The organism is Pseudoduganella sp. jia 12 (assembly GCF_055502675.1).
This window is the reverse complement of sequence record NZ_JBUXKP010000003.1, coordinates 94,379-111,909: the sequence shown is the minus strand read 5'-3', so window position 1 is coordinate 111,909 and position 17,531 is coordinate 94,379. Positions and strand designations below refer to the sequence as shown.

13 protein-coding genes are annotated in these 17,531 nt (G+C 66.1%); 7 read left to right on the top strand and 6 right to left on the bottom strand.

Annotation, left to right across the window (positions count from 1 at the left end):
- Positions 1 to 76: 76 nt before the first annotated feature.
- Positions 77 to 1,477, top strand: coding sequence for an aminotransferase-like domain-containing protein (locus tag ACY65G_RS06550; RefSeq protein WP_464996561.1), 1,401 nt, complete (start codon positions 77 to 79; stop codon positions 1,475 to 1,477).
- A 129-nt stretch (positions 1,478 to 1,606) separates the two neighbouring features.
- On the opposite strand, the gene ACY65G_RS06545 is transcribed toward ACY65G_RS06550, so the two are convergent.
- Positions 1,607 to 2,491, bottom strand: a complete 885-nt coding sequence (locus ACY65G_RS06545) for an MBL fold metallo-hydrolase (RefSeq protein ID WP_464996560.1) — start codon at positions 2,489 to 2,491, stop codon at positions 1,607 to 1,609.
- Positions 2,492 to 2,613: 122 nt separating this feature from the next.
- Here ACY65G_RS06545 and ACY65G_RS06540 point away from each other — a divergent pair, with 122 nt between their 5' ends.
- Together ACY65G_RS06540 and ACY65G_RS06535 are read left to right on the top strand one after the other, a co-directional pair.
- Entirely contained in the window at positions 2,614 to 3,573 is a 960-nt protein-coding gene (locus ACY65G_RS06540; RefSeq protein WP_464996559.1) for a GlxA family transcriptional regulator, read from the top strand.
- A 99-nt stretch (positions 3,574 to 3,672) separates the two neighbouring features.
- Positions 3,673 to 4,308 carry a PEPxxWA-CTERM sorting domain-containing protein gene (locus tag ACY65G_RS06535; protein ID WP_464996558.1) on the top strand — a complete coding sequence of 212 codons (636 nt, stop codon included), beginning with the start codon at positions 3,673 to 3,675 and terminating at the stop codon, positions 4,306 to 4,308.
- Between the two features lie 106 nt (positions 4,309 to 4,414).
- Here the strand turns inward: ACY65G_RS06535 and ACY65G_RS06530 are convergent, their stop codons facing one another.
- The 5 genes from ACY65G_RS06530 to ACY65G_RS06510 are packed head-to-tail and all read right to left on the bottom strand — an operon-like array spanning position 4,415 to position 10,067.
- Positions 4,415 to 5,764, bottom strand: a complete 1,350-nt coding sequence (locus ACY65G_RS06530; protein ID WP_464996557.1) for a sigma-54-dependent transcriptional regulator — start codon at positions 5,762 to 5,764, stop codon at positions 4,415 to 4,417.
- Positions 5,765 to 5,792: 28 nt separating this feature from the next.
- Entirely contained in the window at positions 5,793 to 6,323 is a 531-nt protein-coding gene (locus ACY65G_RS06525) for a sensor histidine kinase (protein ID WP_464996556.1), read from the bottom strand.
- Complete coding sequence (locus ACY65G_RS06520; protein ID WP_464996555.1) at positions 6,299 to 7,720, bottom strand: cache domain-containing protein; 1,422 nt, start codon at positions 7,718 to 7,720, stop codon at positions 6,299 to 6,301. Before ACY65G_RS06520 ends, ACY65G_RS06525 begins: the two co-directional genes overlap by 25 nt.
- Before the next feature lie 35 nt (positions 7,721 to 7,755).
- A complete protein-coding gene (locus ACY65G_RS06515) occupies positions 7,756 to 8,754 on the bottom strand; it encodes a porin (RefSeq protein WP_464996554.1) in 999 nt (332 codons plus the stop codon).
- Positions 8,755 to 8,780: 26 nt separating this feature from the next.
- Positions 8,781 to 10,067, bottom strand: a complete 1,287-nt coding sequence (locus ACY65G_RS06510; protein ID WP_464996553.1) for a dicarboxylate/amino acid:cation symporter — start codon at positions 10,065 to 10,067, stop codon at positions 8,781 to 8,783.
- A 484-nt stretch (positions 10,068 to 10,551) separates the two neighbouring features.
- On the opposite strand from ACY65G_RS06510, the gene yddG reads away from it, so the two are divergent.
- The 4 genes from yddG (at position 10,552) to ACY65G_RS06490 (ending at position 17,529) form a co-directional block, all read left to right on the top strand.
- A complete protein-coding gene (gene yddG, locus ACY65G_RS06505; RefSeq protein WP_464996552.1) occupies positions 10,552 to 11,457 on the top strand; it encodes an aromatic amino acid DMT transporter YddG in 906 nt (301 codons plus the stop codon).
- A gap of 338 nt (positions 11,458 to 11,795) precedes the next feature.
- Positions 11,796 to 13,190, top strand: coding sequence for a hypothetical protein (locus ACY65G_RS06500; RefSeq protein WP_464996551.1), 1,395 nt, complete (start codon positions 11,796 to 11,798; stop codon positions 13,188 to 13,190).
- 84 nt (positions 13,191 to 13,274) lie between these two features.
- Positions 13,275 to 16,346 (top strand): patatin-like phospholipase family protein, encoded by a 3,072-nt coding sequence (locus ACY65G_RS06495; protein ID WP_464996550.1) that lies wholly within the window; start codon positions 13,275 to 13,277, stop codon positions 16,344 to 16,346.
- 271 nt (positions 16,347 to 16,617) lie between these two features.
- Positions 16,618 to 17,529 carry a LysR substrate-binding domain-containing protein gene (locus tag ACY65G_RS06490; protein ID WP_464996549.1) on the top strand — a complete coding sequence of 304 codons (912 nt, stop codon included), beginning with the start codon at positions 16,618 to 16,620 and terminating at the stop codon, positions 17,527 to 17,529.
- Positions 17,530 to 17,531 lie beyond the last annotated feature (2 nt).

Genomic DNA, 17,531 nt, shown 5'->3' with positions numbered 1-17,531 from the left:
AACACTACCTCGAAACGCCGTGCAGGGTCGTTCCGAGGCATACTACGCGAAAGCAATATCCATACATCGAGACAAAATGTCCCAGTTGAAAACCATACAAGATGACGATTTGCCCATCTGGTTGCCGCGACTGGCCGGGAACAAAGGGCCACGTTTCCTGCAAATCGCCGATGCGTTGCAGGCGGCGGTGGAAGACGGTTCGCTGAAGCCGGGCGACCGCCTGCCTCCGCAGCGCCGGTTGGCGGCGCAGCTGGACGTCGACCTGACGACGATCACGCGTGCCTACGACGAAGCCCGCCACCGCAACCTGCTGGAGGGCCGCGGCGCCCGGGGCACGTATGTCGCGGCGCCGAAAGTCGAATTGACCTCGATCCTCGACCTGAGCATGAATACCCCGCCACCGCCCGATGGCGTGGACTTCGACGACATGCTGAAACAGGGCTTGTCCCAGGTGCTGATGCGGGCGGACACGGCGTTGCTGATGACTTACCACCTGGGCGGAGGCAGCGACTCCGAACGCAAGGCTGGCGCCAGGTGGCTCGAGCCGATGTTTGGCCAACTGGATCCGGGGCACGTCGTCGTCTGCCCGGGTGCGCAGGCAGCGATCGCCGCGTTGATCCTGGCGCTGACGGCGCCTGGCGATGTCATCCTGGCGGAGCCAGCGACGTATCCCGGCTTGCGTGCGGCGGCGACCCAGTTCGGCCGGCGCATCGTTGCGGTGGAAGCGGACAGGCATGGCATGGTGCCCGGGATGCTCGAGCAGGCGTGCCGCCAGCACCAGCCCGCGCTGGTCTACCTCAATCCGACACTGCAGAACCCGACCGCCATCACCATGCCGGAACGCCGGCGCAGGGAGCTCGCCGGCATCGCGAAGCGTTGCAACGTACGCATCGTCGAGGACGATCCCTACTGGCTCCTTGCCGATGCCCCGCCGCCGCCCATTGCCACGTTCGCCCCGGACCAGGCGGTCTACATTTCGACGCTGTCGAAATGCCTGACGCCGGGCTTGCGGGTCGCCTTCGTGCTCCTGCGCGACCCGCACGATCGCGAACGCTTCCTGGCCGCACAACGGTCGTTCGCCCTGATGGTCGCGCCGCTGACGGCCGCACTGGCCACCCAGTGGATCCTCGACGGTTCGGCCTGCCGGTTGATGGAAGGCGTACGCAGCGAGGCGCGCCTGCGCCACCGGATGGCGCGCAATATCCTGGCGGGGCGGTACAGCGGCGCTGGGGATGGGCTGCATGTCTGGCTCGAGTTGCCGGCTTACTGGAACTCGTCGCAGCTGGCGCGTGAGGCTGAAGGTGAGGGCATCGCAGTCACGCCGGCGGAGGCCTTTGCCACCGGCAGCGGTTCGGTGAATGCCATCCGCATCTCGTTGGGCAGCATCAGGGACCGGGGGCGCCTGCAGGCGGGGCTGCAACGACTGTCGCATCTGCTTGCCCGGCGGCCCGAGTCGTTCGGTGCTGCCGTGGTTTGACCGGCCAGGGAACACGCTGTTTTATCCGGGACTTCCCGATGCGGTTCCACATGCGCCCGTGGCGGACAATGGCTCCGCTTCCGACTGGGCTGATCCGCCCCGGGATTCGGCGTCCAAGGAAACCGGCTCTCAGAACTTCAATATCTCGCCATCGGCAGGAATGCGCACGCGGTCGCCGATCTTGTGCTCTTTCACGTGGTCGCGCAGTTCCTTGCGGCTCAGCGTCATGTGGTTGATGGCATCCATGTGGGTGGCGATGATGGTCGCGTGGGGCATGGCCTGCCAGGCGTGCAGCACGTCGTCCTTGCCCATGATGATGGCGCCGGTGTAGCCCGGAATGCGCGCGTCGCCCGCGTTGAGGATGACCACGTCGGGCTTGAACCTGGCCAGCGTGCCATCGACTGTTGCGTTCCATACCGTGTCGCCCACGATATAGACGGTCTTGGCGCCCGGTGCCTGGAACACGACGCCCATTGCCTCGCCCAGCAGGTCGCCCAGCGGCTTGGCGCCGTACATCTGTTCGGTACCGTGCCGGCCACCCGTTCTGGTCAGGCGCACGCCCTCGAACTCGGTGCTGTCGGTCATGACGCGGACATCGGTATAACCCTGGCCGCGGATCACCCTGGCGTCGGCTTCATGCTGGACAAACAGCGGCATCGCTTTCGGGATGAACTGGTGGTCGCCGCCGTCCCAATGGTCGAGGTGGGTATGGGTGACGATCACCGCGTCCACGCCGCTCATGATGTCCTTCACGGGCAGTGGTAACTCGACTGTGGGGTTGCGCACCTCGCTGTGGAAGGTGCCTGGGAAGCCGGGGTAGGTTCCTTTCTTTGCCAGGAAAGGATCGACCAGGAAGGTCTTGCCGGCGTATGTGATCTTGGCCGTGGCATTGCGGATCTGCTGTACCTGGACCGATGCCTTGGCAGTGGCGACGCCAGTGGCGGCGTGGGCGGTGCCTGCCACATTGCCGGCAGCCAGTGCCATGACGACGACCAGGATGTTGAGGTTTTTCATTGTGTTGCTCCCGTAATGAGTATCGACAGGCCGCATTGTGGCGTGGGCGGTGCGAATGTGAAATCGACCCGGATGCCAACTATCGAAACTTTTGGGCCAAAACCGTCTATCATTCGACCACCATGCAAAAGAAGCCTCCCGTCGTTGCCCTCATCCTCTATGCCGATTTCAGTCCGTTTCACTTCTCGGTGCCTTACCTGGTATTTGGCGCCGGACAGCCTGAAGCACCGCTGTTCGATCTGCGCATCGTCTCGTCGGGTGCGGGGTCGCTGCGCGCCGAGCGTGCCTTGACGGTGGATCCCGATGGCGGGCTGGAAATGGCGGAAACGGCGGATATCCTGGTGGTGCCCGGGTGGCACGACCTGGACGCCCGTCCGGCTGACGATCTGGTGGGCGTATTGACGCGAGCCCACGCCAGGGGAGCGCACGTGGTCGGGCTATGTTATGGCGCCTATCCGCTGGCGTATGCCGGCCTGCTCGACGGCAAGCGGGCATCCACGCACTGGATGGCGGAGCAGGATTTCTCCCGACGCTTCCCGCGTATCAAGCTCGACATGAATGCGCTGTATGTCGACGAGGACAAGCTGATCACCTCGGCGGGCACCGGCGCCGGACTCGATTGTTGCCTCTACCTGGTGCGCGAATACTACGGTGCCCGCATCGCCAACAAGGTGGCGCGCACCATGGTCATCCCGCCTCACCGCGAAGGCGGCCAGGCCCAGTTCATCGAGCAACCGGTCGCCGCGTCCACCCAGGATGCGCAGCTCAATATCCTGCTCGACTATCTGCGCAACAACCTCGACCGCACACACAGCATCGACGACTTGGCCGAGCGCATCGCCATGAGCCGCCGCACCTTTACCCGCCACTTCAGCAAGGCAACCGGCATGACGCTGGTCGACTGGCTGGTCAATGAACGCCTCCGCCTGACGCGCGAACTTCTGGAAAGCACATCGCTGTCGATCGACAGGATTGCGGGGTTGGCGGGATTCCAGACGCCGACCTCATTCCGCCAGCACTTCAAGCGGCGGTTCCAGGTCAGCCCCAGCGACTGGCGCAAGACATTCAGTTCCATGCAATAGCCGGCATGCAGGAAAAGTTGTAAATCTTTCATCCGGCTGATTACAAAACTCGGCCTTGTGCGGTAAGTTAAGCCACCCATTACCTCATGAGGAACTGAAATGATCCGAAAAGTATTGCTGGCAATCGCCACCGCCATCCTGGCAAGTTCCGCAACCGCGGAGACGCTCGACTTCGAGTCGCAGGACGGCGGTTACGGCTTCTCGACGTACAGCTTTGTGGAAGACGGGTTCAACGTAACGTACTCCCCGGTCAGCATATTCGGATTCTATCTTCTCGATGATCCTGCGGACCACTTGGGACAGTGCAGTCCCGCGTGCGCGTCCAATGGCACGACCGCTTTTTATCTTTTCAACGAGAGCAGTGTCACGATCGATCGCGAGAACAAGGGCCTGTTCTCCCTGACATCGCTGGATGTCGCCAAGACTTTTACCGGAGACGGCGAACCCCTTACGCTGACGCTGACCGCGATGGGCGTGAATGGCGTCGTGACGACCACGATCTCCCTGGAAGCAGACCAGGGTGAAACCTTCTCGACTCATGCATTCAGCGACTTCGTCAACATTTCGTCCTTGACGATCGTGGGTGGGCAAGCGTTCCCTGAATTTGCCATCGACAACGTCATCCTCTCCCCGGCGCCAGTTCCAGAACCGGAATCCTGGGCAATGCTGATTGCCGGTCTCGGACTCGTCTGCAGCGCAGTTCGGCGCCGACGTTTAGCCGGCGGCTTTGCCTGACCAAACCTTGGTTCGGTAGTCGAATCGAACCTGCATTGCCCAGGCTTGCGTGGCGGACTGCCGGCAGCCGGTCTGCCACATCACCAAATCGCATCTATACCCGTAACTACCGATAATCCTCCGCCACCAGCCCATATTTCTGCATCTTGTGATACATGGTCTGCTTGGGCAGCGCCAGGGCCGTGCAAGCCGCGCTGACATTGCCGCCGGCATCGCGCAACGCGAGCTCGATGAGCGACCGTTCGAAGGCGCTGACCTGGTCCGCCAGCGACGCCGATGGCGGATCGGCGGTATCGGGCGAGGCGAGGGCGCCGGCAGCGCCGGGCAGGGCGCCGCCCAGGCCCAGCACATAGCGGTCGGCGGCGTTGCGCAGCTCGCGCACGTTCCCTGGCCAGTCATGCCGCATCAGCGCCTGCATGTGCGCGGCGGGTACCGTGGGGGCGGGTTTGCCGTAGCGGCTGGCGGCATCCAGCATGAAGTGCTCGAACAGCAGTGGAATGTCCTCGCGCCGCTCGCGCAGAGGCGGAATGCGCAGCACGATGAGGTTCAGCCGGTAGTACATGTCGGCGCGGAATTCGCCTGTCTTCACCAGTTCCTGCAAATCCGCCTTCGACGCGGCGATCACGCGCACGTCCACCGGCAACGGCTGCACCGAGCCCAGTCGCTCGATGTAGCGTTCCTGCAGCACGCGCAGCAGCTTGACCTGCATGGCCAGCGGCAGGCTCTCGATCTCGTCCAGGAACAGCGTGCCTTTCGACGCGTGCTCGATCTTGCCCACCTGGCGCTTCGCCGCGCCCGTGAACGCGCCGGCCTCGTGGCCGAACAATTCGCTTTCGAAGATCGTTTCCGGTATCGCCCCGCAATTGACGGCCACGTAGTGGTGCCGCGCCCGCTCGCTGAACTCGTGCAGGCAGCGCGCCACCAGCTCCTTGCCGGTGCCCGTCTCGCCGTAGACCAGCACGTCGGCGGGCTGGCTGGCCACTTCCAGGATCTGGCGGCGCAGCTCGCGCATGGCGGGCGCGTTGCCCAGCAGCGCGGCATCGATGCCCTGGCTGTGCGCCAGGCGCTCGCGCAGCGCGCGCACTTCCAGCTGCAGGCGGCGCTTGTCGGCCGCGCGCCGCACCACGTCGGCCAGTTGCGCGGACGAGTAGGGCTTTTCAATGAAATCGTAGGCACCGTCGTGCATCGCCTGCACCGCCATGGCGATGTCGCCGTGCCCCGTCACCAGGATCACCGGCAGGCCGGGATCGATGGCGCGCGCGGCGGCCAGCAGTTCCAGGCCGCTCATGCCGGGCAGGCGCACGTCGCTCACCAGCACCGCGGGGCAATGCGGGTGCAGCAGGTCGCGCGCCGGCTCGGCGCTGTCGAAGGCGCGCACGGCAAAGCCGGCCAGGTCCAGCGCCTGGGCGCTGCCCTCGCGCACGGCGGCATCGTCCTCGACGAGGATCACTTCCATCGCCGTCTCCATCACATTGTTTTTTATCTCATCCATCATGTTTGACCGATGCGGGTTTGAGTTCGATGACGAAGCATGCGCCGGTATCGGCCGACTCGGCGCGCAGGCTGCCGCCGAAGTCCCGGATGATCTGCTCCGAGATCGCCAGGCCCAGCCCGAGGCCTTCGCCCTGCGGCTTGGTGGTATAGAACGGCTCGAACAGGTGACTGCGCGCCTCGTCCGACAGGCCGGGGCCATTGTCGGCAACGCGGATCAGCACCGACCCGGGCGATTCCGCCACGCTCACGGCCAGTGCGCGGGGCGCGCCGCGCGCCAGCGTGCCCAGCGCGTCGAGCGCATTGCTCATCAGGTTCAGCAGCACCTGTTCCAGCCGGTTGCTGTCGCACAGCGCATAGATGTCGGCCTGGGGGATGTCGAGCGTGAACGCCACCTTGTCCAGCTCCAGGCGGCGTTCCACCAGCACCAGCGCATTCGACACCGCGGTGTGCACGGACGCGGGCGCCAGCCCGGCGCTGGACTTGCGCGCAAAGCTCTTCAGCTTGCCCGTGATGCCGCCCATGCGCGCCACGATCTGCGAGATCTTCGCCAGGTTCTGCCGCGCTCGTCCATGCGGCCCCGCTCGAACAGCAGCACGGCATTGTCGGCCATCGTGCGCAGCGCCGTCAGCGGCTGGTTCAGTTCATGCGTGATGCTGGCCGACATCTGTCCCAGCACCGCCATCTTGCCGGCCTGGTACAGCTCGTTCTGCGTGCGGTGCAATTGCTGCTCGGCCTGGCGCCGCACCGCCATCTCGTCGATCAGGCTCTGCGTGGTGCGCTCCAGCCGCGCGGTGCGTTCCGCGACCATCAGTTCCAGGTTGTTGTTGGCGTGAAGCAGTTGCGCCTTGGCCTTCAGGCGCTGCCGCACGTACAGGATGAGCAGCACCAGGAAGCCATAGGCCACGCAGGCGAACAGCGCGGCGGCGCGGGCGCTGGCCTGCACCTGTCCCAGGTCCGAGAGGTAGATGAACGTCCAGTCGCGTGGCGCCAGCGAGCGCGTCTGCAACAGCAGGCGCTGCGCGTTTCCAGCCCCTGTGCCGGCACCGGCAGCGGGGCCGTCGGGCTCGCCGATGGCCACCACGCGCGTGCCGTCGCCGCGCGCCTCTTCACGGGCAATGTGCAATGGCGGCAGCGGCAGGCCGTGATACTGGCGCGTCTGTTCGAGGCGGGCACGCACGGCGGCGGACAGCGGCCGCAGCGTGCGGTACTTCCAGTCCGGTGCCGACGACAGGAACAGCACGCCGTTCGCGTCCGCCAGCATCACCTTGTCCGTGCCTTGCACCCAGCCGCGTTCCTGCTCTTCGATGTTCACCTTCACGACGGCCACGCCCAGCATGCGGCCGTTGCGGTGCACGCCGCGCGCGTAGAAGTAGCCAGGCTCGCCGCTCGTGGTGCCCACGCCGTAGAAGCCGCTCGGGCGGCTGCGCAGCGCGTTCTGCAGGTAGGGCCGGAAGCCGATGTCGTCGCCCACGAAGCTGCCTTTCTGGCGCCAGTTGCTGGCCGCCAGCGTGCGGCCCTTCAGGTCGACGATATAGATGATGCGCGAGCCGGCCTGCCTGGACAGGCGCTCCAGGTAATTGTTCACCTCCTGCCGGCGCGCGCCGTCGGCCGGCTGCTCGAGCAGGGCCAGCACGTCCTTGTCCAGCTCCAGCATGTGGGGCAGGAAGTCGTATTTGTCGAGCAGGTTTTCCAGGCTGGCCGCATACACTTCGAGGCGCTGGGCGCCTGCCGCGCGCAGCTTTTCCGTGCTCACTTCCTCGGTCCACCAGTAGGCGGCATAGGCCAGCGCCAGCCCGCCCGCCAGCACCGCGCACCACGCCAGGCGCACGAGACGACGCCGGCGCGGGCGTGGCGCGGCCGGCCGCGAGGCGGGTGCCTCGCGGGCCTGGCTGGCAATGGTTTCGGACGGGGCTGACATCGCGGCCACTATAGCAAACCGGTGCCCCGGGCGGCTTAGAACGTGTGGCGCAGGCCGAGGTTGAGGGCGGCATTGCCGCGGCCGTCGTCGGTGGCATTGCCCACCTTGAACGCGGCGCCGTTGTCGTTGTCGATATGGCCGTAGGCCGCGTACACGTCGGTGCGGCGCGACAGCGCGTACAGGTAGCCCACGCCGAACTGGCGCGCATCGCGCCGTGCCGCCGCGCCGTCGTCGTGCCGCACGGCGGACAGCAGCACGCGGTGCGGGCCGCCCGTCCAGGTCATGCCGAGCAGGGCGTCGCGGCTGCTGTCGCCGCCCACGGCGCGGGCACGCACGTAAGCCGCGTGCGCGGTGATGGCGCCCAGCGTGTAGCGCGCCGCCAGCAGCGTGTTCTTCGCGTGCTCGGGCAGCAGCGCGTCTTCGCGGCGGTGGTGGGCCAGCACCACGGCCAGCGCGCCGGGCGCATAGCTCAGCGAGGCGCTGATCACGCGCTTGCGGGTGGCGTCGCCCGCCACCTCGCCCGCGCCGTAGGCCATGTCTGCCGACCAGCCGGCCACCTTCGGCGTGGCGTACACCACCGAATTGTCCATGCGGCGGAACCCCGAAATGATGTTCATGGCCTGCCCGGCCAGGCCGTCGCAGAACGGATCGGCCACGTCGCGCAGCGCCTTGTAGTAGGGCGACAGCTGGCGGCCGGCGCTCACGCTGCCGAACGCGCCGGAAAGGCCCACCCAGGCCTGGCGACCGAACAGCACGCCGCCCTGGCCGGACGTGCCGGTGTCGAGGTTGAAGCCGCTCTCCACCACGAAGTTGGCGGACAGGCCGCCGCCCAGGTCTTCCGTGCCCTTGAAGCCCAGCCGGGAACCGGAGGCGACGCCGCCGGAAAGGCCCGTGCTGCTGCCGTCGGGGGTGCCGTATTCCTTCACGAGGCCGGCATCGAGCACACCGTAGACCTTTACCTGGCTCTGTGCGTGGGCCGGGACGTGGGCGGCCGCGCAGGCCAGTGCCAGCGCGGCGGTTACTGCATGTTTCATGGAGTCTCCTGTTGTTATTGGTTGGTTCAGGCGGCGTGGATGCCGCGGGTCTGGTCGCGTTTCTCCTTGCCTTCCTGTGCCGGGTCTTCCAGCGCGCCTTCCCACTTGGCCACCACGGCGGTGGCCACGGCGTTGCCGACGGCATTCGTGGCCGAGCGGCCCATGTCCAGGAACTGGTCGACGCCCATCAGCAGCAGCAGGCCGGCCTCGGGAATGTTGAACTGCGTGAGCGTGGCGGCGATCACCACCAGCGATGCCCGCGGCACGCCGGCCATGCCCTTGGAGGTCAGCATCAGCAGCAGCAGCATGGTGATCTGCGTGCCCACCGACAGGTCGATGCCGTAGGCCTGGGCGATGAACAGCACGGCGAAGGTGCAGTACATCATCGAGCCGTCCAGGTTGAACGAATAGCCCATCGGCAGCACGAAGCTGGAGATGCGGCGCTCCACGCCGAACTTGTCCAGCGCGACCAGCAGCTTCGGATACGCGGCTTCCGAGCTGGCGGTGGAGAAGGCCAGCAGGAACGGTTCGCGGATCAGGCCGACGAGGCGGAACACGCGCGGGCCCAGCGCCAGGAACCCCGCGCCGATCAGCAGCAGCCACAGGCACAGCAGGCCCAGGTAGAAGCCGCCCATGAACTTGGCGAACGTGGCCAGGATGCCCAGGCCATTCGTGGTCACGACCGATGCCATGGCGGCGAACACGGCCAGCGGCGCCATGGTCATGATGGTGCCGGTAATGCGCAGCATCACCTGCGCCAGTTCGTCCACCACGCCCACCAGGCGCTTGCCGGAATCACCGAGCGCGCCCAGCGCGGAGCCGAAGAAGATCGAGAACACCAGCACCTGCAGGATCTCGTTGTTGGCCATCGCCTCGATCGGCGACTTGGGCACCACGTGCGTGATGAAGTCCTTCAGCGTGAAGGCGGCCGTTTTCAGGCCGGTGGTGGCGTCGGCGGCCGGCAGCGGCAAGCCGAGGTTCGTGCCGAGCTGCAGCAGGTTCGACAACGCCATGCCCAGCGCCAGCGAGACCAGCGAGGCGATGAGGAACCAGCCGAACGCCTTGGCGCCGATGCGGCCGGCGGCCTTGCCGTCCGCCAGGTTGGCGATGCCCACGGTCAGCGTGGAAAACACCAGCAGCGCGATGATCATCTTGATCAGGCGCAGGAAGATATCCGTTACCAGCGAAATGTGGCCCGAGATTGCGGCGGTCATTCCCTTGTCGGGGAAGACGGTGTGGCAGGCATAGCCGACGGCGATGCCGAGCAGCATCGCGATCAGGATGTATAGAGTCAGGGGGCGCTTTTTCTGCATTGCAGTCTCCGTTTTTAGAAACCGCGGCAGGCCACCGCGGGTGGCTCTTTGATAGCAAGCGCTATGCCAAACTGATTGAAATGCTAAGTGTTTGTTCTAGCTATGGATTTTTCGCCGGAGCGCGAGATGGTGTCCAAGAACTTGGACGGGGTGGCGGGAGGCCTGTCCAATGCATTGGACGGGCGAATTGGTGAGCGCTACAGTCGGCAACGGATTGCGGCGCTCGTTTTGTATCCTCGCGAGGGGGCCGTCAATCCGGAGAACTGCTCTTCGAGAAGCGCCGCGCTGGCGGCGATGGCAGTATCGTGCTGAAGCGGTTGCTTTCGCCAACGCCCCGTTGTATGGTCTGGCCCGGTCCTCAAACGGACGACCTGCGCGTCCGACGGAAGCATGCGGTCCAGTTCCTGCGGCCGTGTACAAGCCCGGGCGTGCGGTCACCCTGCTGGAATGAAAACGGGCGCCAACAGGCGCGATCGGCACCACCATGAAAAACACGAACAAGGCCACCCTGATCGGATTGACGGCCGTCCTGCTGTGGAGCGCCATCGTCGGCCTGATCCGCAGCGTCAGCGACCACCTGGGGCCCACGGGCGGCGCGGCAATGATGTACAGCGTCGCATCGGTCTTCCTGCTGCTGTCCGTGGGCTGGGTCAAGCCCGGGGAATTCCCGCGGCGCTACCTGGTGTGGGGCAGCCTGCTGTTCGTGGTCTACGAGCTGTGCCTGGCGCTGTCGATCGGCCATGCCAACACGGCCCGGCAAGCCATCGAAGTCGGCATGGTCAACTACCTGTGGCCCACTTTCACGATCGTTGCCGCCATCCTGTTCAACCGCCAGCGAACCAACTTCCTGATCGTGCCGGGGTTCTTGCTGTCGATCGCCGGCATCTGCCGGGTGCTGGGCGGTGAGCAGGGCTTCGATCCGGCCGGCATGCTGGCGAACGTGCGCGACAATCCGTTCAGCTATGGCCTGGCCTTTGCCGGTGCCCTGATCTGGGCCGGCTATTGCACGGTGACGGCGCGCATCGCCGGGGGCAAGAACGGCGTGACGCTGTTCTTCATCCTCGTGGCCGCAACGCTGTGGGTCAAGTACCTGCTCGAAGGCGGCGGCCGCATGGAACTGGGCGCCGAGGCCATCGTCTATCTCGTATTGGCCGCGGGCGCCATGGGCTTCGGCTACGGCGCCTGGAACGTGGGCATCCTGCACGGCAACGTCACGATCCTGGCCGGCGCGTCATATTTCATTCCCGTGTTTTCCGCAGCGCTGTCGTCGCTGCTGCTCCAGGCACCGCTGTCGCTGGCCTTCTGGCAAGGCTCGGCCATGGTGAGTGGCGGCGCGATCCTGTGCTGGCTGGCGACCCGCACCAGGCGCACCAGGCCGGCCATGCGCTGAGCGCCTGGCGCGAGTGCGTTGCTGCGCGATGGCGATTCGACCGCCGTCCAGCGTCCATGCTGCGCCGGCATTCGAGGCACGTCTGTCGTCATTTGTCCCGCAGTTGTCACCATTCGTCGCCCGATGAGCCGCAGGCGCGGATGCTTGCTGGGCGCCCGCGTTTTCATGCCGGATCACGGCTTCTGGCCACCGTTGCTTTCCTGGCGACGGGAAAAAATCCCGGCGAAATATCGTTTGGATTGTCCCGCCCGCTTCGGCTATCTTCTACTGGGTAGCAGAGGAAAAGTCAGCGAAAAGCGTAGCGCATCGGCTCTGCCGGCGGGCAGCGGGAGGCACACATGAAGAAGCACGGGATTGGTCCGGCGCTCCAGGCGCTGCAGGTGCTGGCTGGGCGCCTTCGCCGTGTCGCCATGCCTGTGCTCCTTGCCGGCATGCTGGCGGGCTGCGTCGCCGACCGGCCGTTCCGGAACGGGCCGGAAGGCTCGATCTCGGCATCCGTCGAAGACGCGGGGGGCGCCGGGCAAGCCGGCGGGCCCGCCTATGTGCTGGCGCACGTGGAATTCGACGACCAGGGCTGGTTCCACGATGTGCGGCAACGGCAGGCGCTGTTCACGAAACTGCGTGCGCTCAAGGACGACGGCAAGGCCATGCTGATCGTCACGTACACGCATGGCTGGAAGCACAACGCGGGCGAGGGCGACCCCAACCTCGCCAATTTCCGCAAGCTGCTCGCGTCCCTGGCCGGGATCGAGCGCGCGGCCCATCGCGCGAACGGCCCGCGCACCGTGGTCGGTGTCTATGTCGGATGGCGCGGCAGTTCCATCCCGGTGGCCTATCTCGACAACCTCACGTTCTGGACCCGGAAGAATGCCGCCGAACGGGTCGGGGCCCGCTCCGTGAAGCAGCTGTTCATCGAATTGAACCAGTTCCGGGTGGTTGCAAATGGCTGGGAGTCGCCGGACGAGCTGGCGGAAAGCCACGAAACGCAGCTGGTGTTCGTCGGCCACAGCTTCGGCGGGCTGATCACCTATCACGCGCTGTATTCGGACATCCTGGCGCGCGGACTGCAGATCAACAGGGAAGGGCAGTACCGCATGGCGAAGAGCTTCGGCGACTTCGTCCTGCTGGTCAATCCCGCGTTCGAGGGCGCGTCGTACGAACCGATCTGGCGTGCCGCCAGCCTGCGCGGCTGCTATTCGCAGTGGCAAAAGCCCGTGATGGCAATCGTGACGTCGACCGCGGATGCCGCCACCAGGGTCGCCTTCCCGGCGGGGCGCCTGTACACCCTGTTCCAGTCGGCCCCGCAGGAGGGCGAGCGCGAAACGGTCATGCACACCGTCGGCCACCTGGACCGCTACCGAACGCACGTGCTGATGGAACGCCCCGCCGGGTCGACAGTGCCGCTGTCCACCGCGGAAGACCAGCGGGACCGCGCCGAAGCGGCCGCGCGCCCGAATGCGCGGCAAGCCACGCCGGTCGGCCGCTTCCAGCTGGTGAAGACATCGAACGCCGCCCCCGAACGGATGCCCTATCTCGTCATCCAGGCCGGGCCTGAACTGATTTCGGATCATAACGATTTCTGGAACGACAGCTTCCGCGAATTCACGGTCGATTTCATTTCCAGCCAGATCCTCGCGCCCGTTGCCGCGGGATCGAAGGACCGCTCCGTGCAAGGCGGCGAGTGCCCGGGTTTCGTCGCGCCGACCGCACTCCCGGCCTTGTCCGGGAACTGACCCACCAGCGTTCCACGGCGCCTGTCCGCGCCGGAACCATCCCGGCCGCAGGATAGTGCAACGTGGCGTATCGAGGAGGCTCCCATGTCCGACCAACCCGCAAGACCCGATGACTGCCAGGCGGATTTGCAGCGCAAGCTGGAGAATCTCGATATCGACTGCGCCGATGGCCTGGAGAAGGCCCTGGAGCGGTTCCGCAAGGCACATGGCGTGGCGGAGGGCGACGAGTGGCGGGCGGCGTCGGAACTGGCCGGCTACACCTTCAGCGAAGCCTTCCAGTTCGAGCTCGATGCGCTGGGTGGCAAGAAACCGGCGGCGTATCGCCCGGCCAGCCCGGACGCGGTGAACCGGGAAGCGCACGAAGCCTGCCTGTCCGGCCTGGCGCTGTCCGGCGGCGGGATCCGCAGCGCCACGTTCAACCTGGGCGTGCTGCAGGCGCTGGCGGAGATGAAGCTGCTGCGCCATGTCGACTATCTTTCCACCGTATCGGGCGGCGGCTATATCGGTGGCTGGCTGTCCAAATGGATCGCCGAACTTGGCGGCGACGTCCGCGAGGTGGAAGAGCGGCTCCGGGGCAAACCGGATGCGTCATTGCCGCGCAGGCAGCCCTGGCCCGTGCAGTTCCTGCGCCGCTACAGCAACTACCTCACGCCGAAGACGGGCCTGTTCAGCGCCGATACCTGGACGGTCATCGCCACCTATTGCCGCAATACGGGGCTGAACATGACGATGCTCTTTGCCTGGCTCGGGCTAATCTTCCTGCTGCCGCGCCTGGTGCTGCACATCGTTCCGCCGAATGCGGAAGCGGCCCGGGCATCCGCATGGTGCTGGGCGGCGATCGTATCGTTCCTGTGGGTCGTGTTCGCCATCGCCATGAGCATTTCCCGGCGCGGCAAGCTGCCCTGGCGCGGCCTGGCGTCGCAGAGCCAGTCCGCCGTCCTGCTCGGCATCTGCCTGCCATTGATGTTCGCGGGGTTCACCGGGGCGGTCGCGGTGTGGGCTCACCGGCGCACGCTGGCCGGCTTCTGGGATGGCCTGCCCGCCACCCTCTGGAGCAGCGCCTACCTGATGTTCGCCGTGCCCGGCTTGCTGTACTTCGGCGCGTGGGCGGCCGGGTGGTGCCTGGCGCAGTGGCTGAACGCGCGGACAGCCCGGCGCTGCGGGACGCAGGCGCAACGCGAGTCCATTTTCGAGATCGGTACCCAGGGCAGCGGCCACTTTGCCAGCGCCCTGACCGCGCTGGCCGTCGGCAGTGCGCTGCTGCTGAAAAGCGCTTCGCTGTATGTCGCGCTGGAGAAGAGCCGGCTGGCGCAAGGCCTCGGCGCCGGCGCGGGGGGCATCAATGCCGTGCAGCTGGCCACGTTCGGCATGCCCGTCATGCTGGCGCTGTTCGGCGTCACCATTACCCTGATGATCGGCCTGGTGGGGCGGCTCTACCGCGACCAGAGCCGTGAATGGTGGGCGCGCCAGGGCGCATGGACCATCATCGGCGCCATCGCCTGGCTGGCCGTCTTCGCCAGCACGTTCTACCTGCCCGCGCTGCTCGACTACGCATGGCGCAACGCGCTGGAGGCCACCACGATCGGCGGATTGCTCACCGCGCTCGCCACCGCGGTCGGCCTGCGCACGGGAAGCGGCAAAAGTACCGGCGGCACCGGCGGCTCCGGCGCCTCCAGGCCCAAGGAGCTGGTCGCCCAGGTGGCGCCCTACGCTTTCACCATCCTCACCATCGCCGGGATCACCACGCTGTTGCAATGGCTCGTCGCACCGCAGCCCTTCATTCCCAAAGGCGGACTGGCACACGTGGGTACTTATGTATTCCAGTACGACGCCAGCAATATCGCGGCGGCACGGGCGCTCGACCTTGCCGGTGTCACGGCGGGCATGAAGGTGCAGCTGCTTACGCTGATGCTCGGCCTGCTGGCGACCGCCCTGGTGCTGGGCTGGCGGGTGGACGTGAACAAGTTCTCGCTCTACATGATGTACCGGCTGCGGCTGGTGCGTGCCTACCTGGGCGCGAGCACGCCGAAGCGCGCCCCGCATCCGTTTACCGGCTTCGATCCGCTCGACGATCGCAAGCTGGCGGACCAGTTCGAACGGAAGGATGCCGCGGGCAAGCCGACGGGCGAGGTGCAGCGGCCTTTTCACCTCATCAATGCGGCCGTGAATATCGTTGGCGGCAAGGAGCTCGCGTGGCAGACGCGCAAGGCCGGCAACTTCTGCTTCTCGCCGGCGTCCTGCGGTTATGAATTCCCGCAGATGCCGCCGGACGGCGCACGCAGCCGCTCGCCCCGCGGCGCCTACCGGCCGACGGAAGACTACGCGTCCCACGCCACGTTCTTCAAGGATGACGACGCGGGTGTGCACCTGGGCATGGCCATGGCGGTCTCCGGCGCGGCCGCCAGCCCGAACATGGGCTATCACACGTCGCCGCCGCTGAGCTTCCTGATGACACTGTTCAACCTGCGGCTGGGACGGTGGTCGCCCAACACGGCGCGCAGGAACGCATGGCAGCGCACGGCGCCGCGCATCGGCATTTTCAGCATCCTGGCGGAACTGTTCGGCATGACGGATACGACGGCGAACTTCCTGTACCTGTCGGACGGCGGCCACTTCGAGAACCTCGGCATCTATGAACTGGTGCGGCGGCGCTGCCGCCTGATCGTCGCGATCGATGCGAGCGCCGACAAGGATTACCAGTTCGGCGACCTGGGCAACGCCATCCGGCGCTGCCAGACCGATTTCAACGTGGGGATCGCGCTCAATGTCGCCGAGATCCGCTCGGTCGGCGACGCGACAGCCCAGCGGGTATCGTTCATCACGGGGACGATCGACTACCGGCAGGCGGACGGCGACAAGGCGGAGCAGGGGACGCTGCTCTACATCAAGCCGATGATCGTGGGCGATGAAAATGCCGACATCGTAAACTACAGCAAGATGCATCCGGAGTTTCCCCACCAGTCGACGGCCGACCAGTGGTTCGACGAGGACCAGTTCGAAAGCTACCGCATGCTCGGGCGCAGTTCGGCGCGCGCGGCATTGCTGCCGATTTCAAGCAGCTTGCAGGAAGCCTATGGCGACAATGCGGCCGATGCGCCATTCCGGAAAGAGAGCCTGGCGCACATCTGCAAGGGGCTGCGCCCGCGTCGTCCGTAGAGCATTTCCATTGGACCTGGTTGCGTGACATGGGACGGTGCCTTCGTAGGAGACCTTCCCTGAGCTGTAGTGTCGCGAGCCGGGAGGGCGTGGTGAAAGAAGAACTGGACTGAATTCCACCGGGACGTCCGAAGCCTTGGGCCCGGCGGCGTGGCGGTGCCGGCACCGACACCGTGCGACCCGCTGCGGGGCCCGATGCGCCGGGCATCCTTTGCAGCTGGCTGGCGCGTGGTATCTTAAAAAAAACAACCATACCGAGACACGCGACATCATGAAGATCGACCCGATGCCACCCCTGAACAGCCTGGTGGCGTTCGAGGCGGCCGCCCGCCACCTCAGCTTTACCGTTGCCGCGGCGGAGCTGAACGTCACCCAGGGGGCGATCAGCCGCCAGGTGCGGCTGCTGGAGGATTACCTCGGCACCCCGCTGTTCGAGCGCACCACCCGCCGCATCGTCCTCAGTTGCAAGGGCGAGGAATATTACCGCTCCGTCCACGACGCGCTGACCCAACTTGCGCGCGCCACCGGCGAGGTGCGCCACTGGAAAGGCGCTCAGCAGGTCACGGTGTTCACCAGCACCGCGCTGGCGTCGATGTGGCTGTTGCCGCGCGTGGCGCAATTCCAGCGGGAGCATGAAGAGGTCGAATTGCGCATCATCGCCAACGACCAGGCCAGGGATTTCAGTCGCCTCGACTGTGACCTGGCCGTGTTCTTCTGCGGCCGCCCGCCCGAGGGCATCCGCGCGACACCGCTGTTTCCCGAAGAGATATTCCCGGTCTGCAGTCCCGCGTACCTGGCAAAGCATCCCGGCCTGACAGGGCCCGAGCAACTGCGCGACGGCACCTGGCTGTGGCTGGAGGATCCGCAAAGTGGCTGGATCGGCTGGCCCGAATGGCATCGCCGCGTGGGCCTGGCGCCGGTCGAGCCGCGCCGGCGCATCAACATCAACAGTTACGCGATGCTGATCCAGTCGGCCGTCGCCGGTCAGGGCATCGCGCTGGCGTGGGCCAACCTGGTGGACCGGCACATCGAGACGGGCGCGCTGGTGCGCCCGGTCGACACGGCGCTGCGAACGAACGGCATGTTCTACCTGCTGGAACCGGAAGACAGGGGAGCGTGGCGGCAAAGTGTGCGGCGCTTCCGCGCCTGGCTGCTGGAGCAGGGCGCCACCGTCGATTCATGATA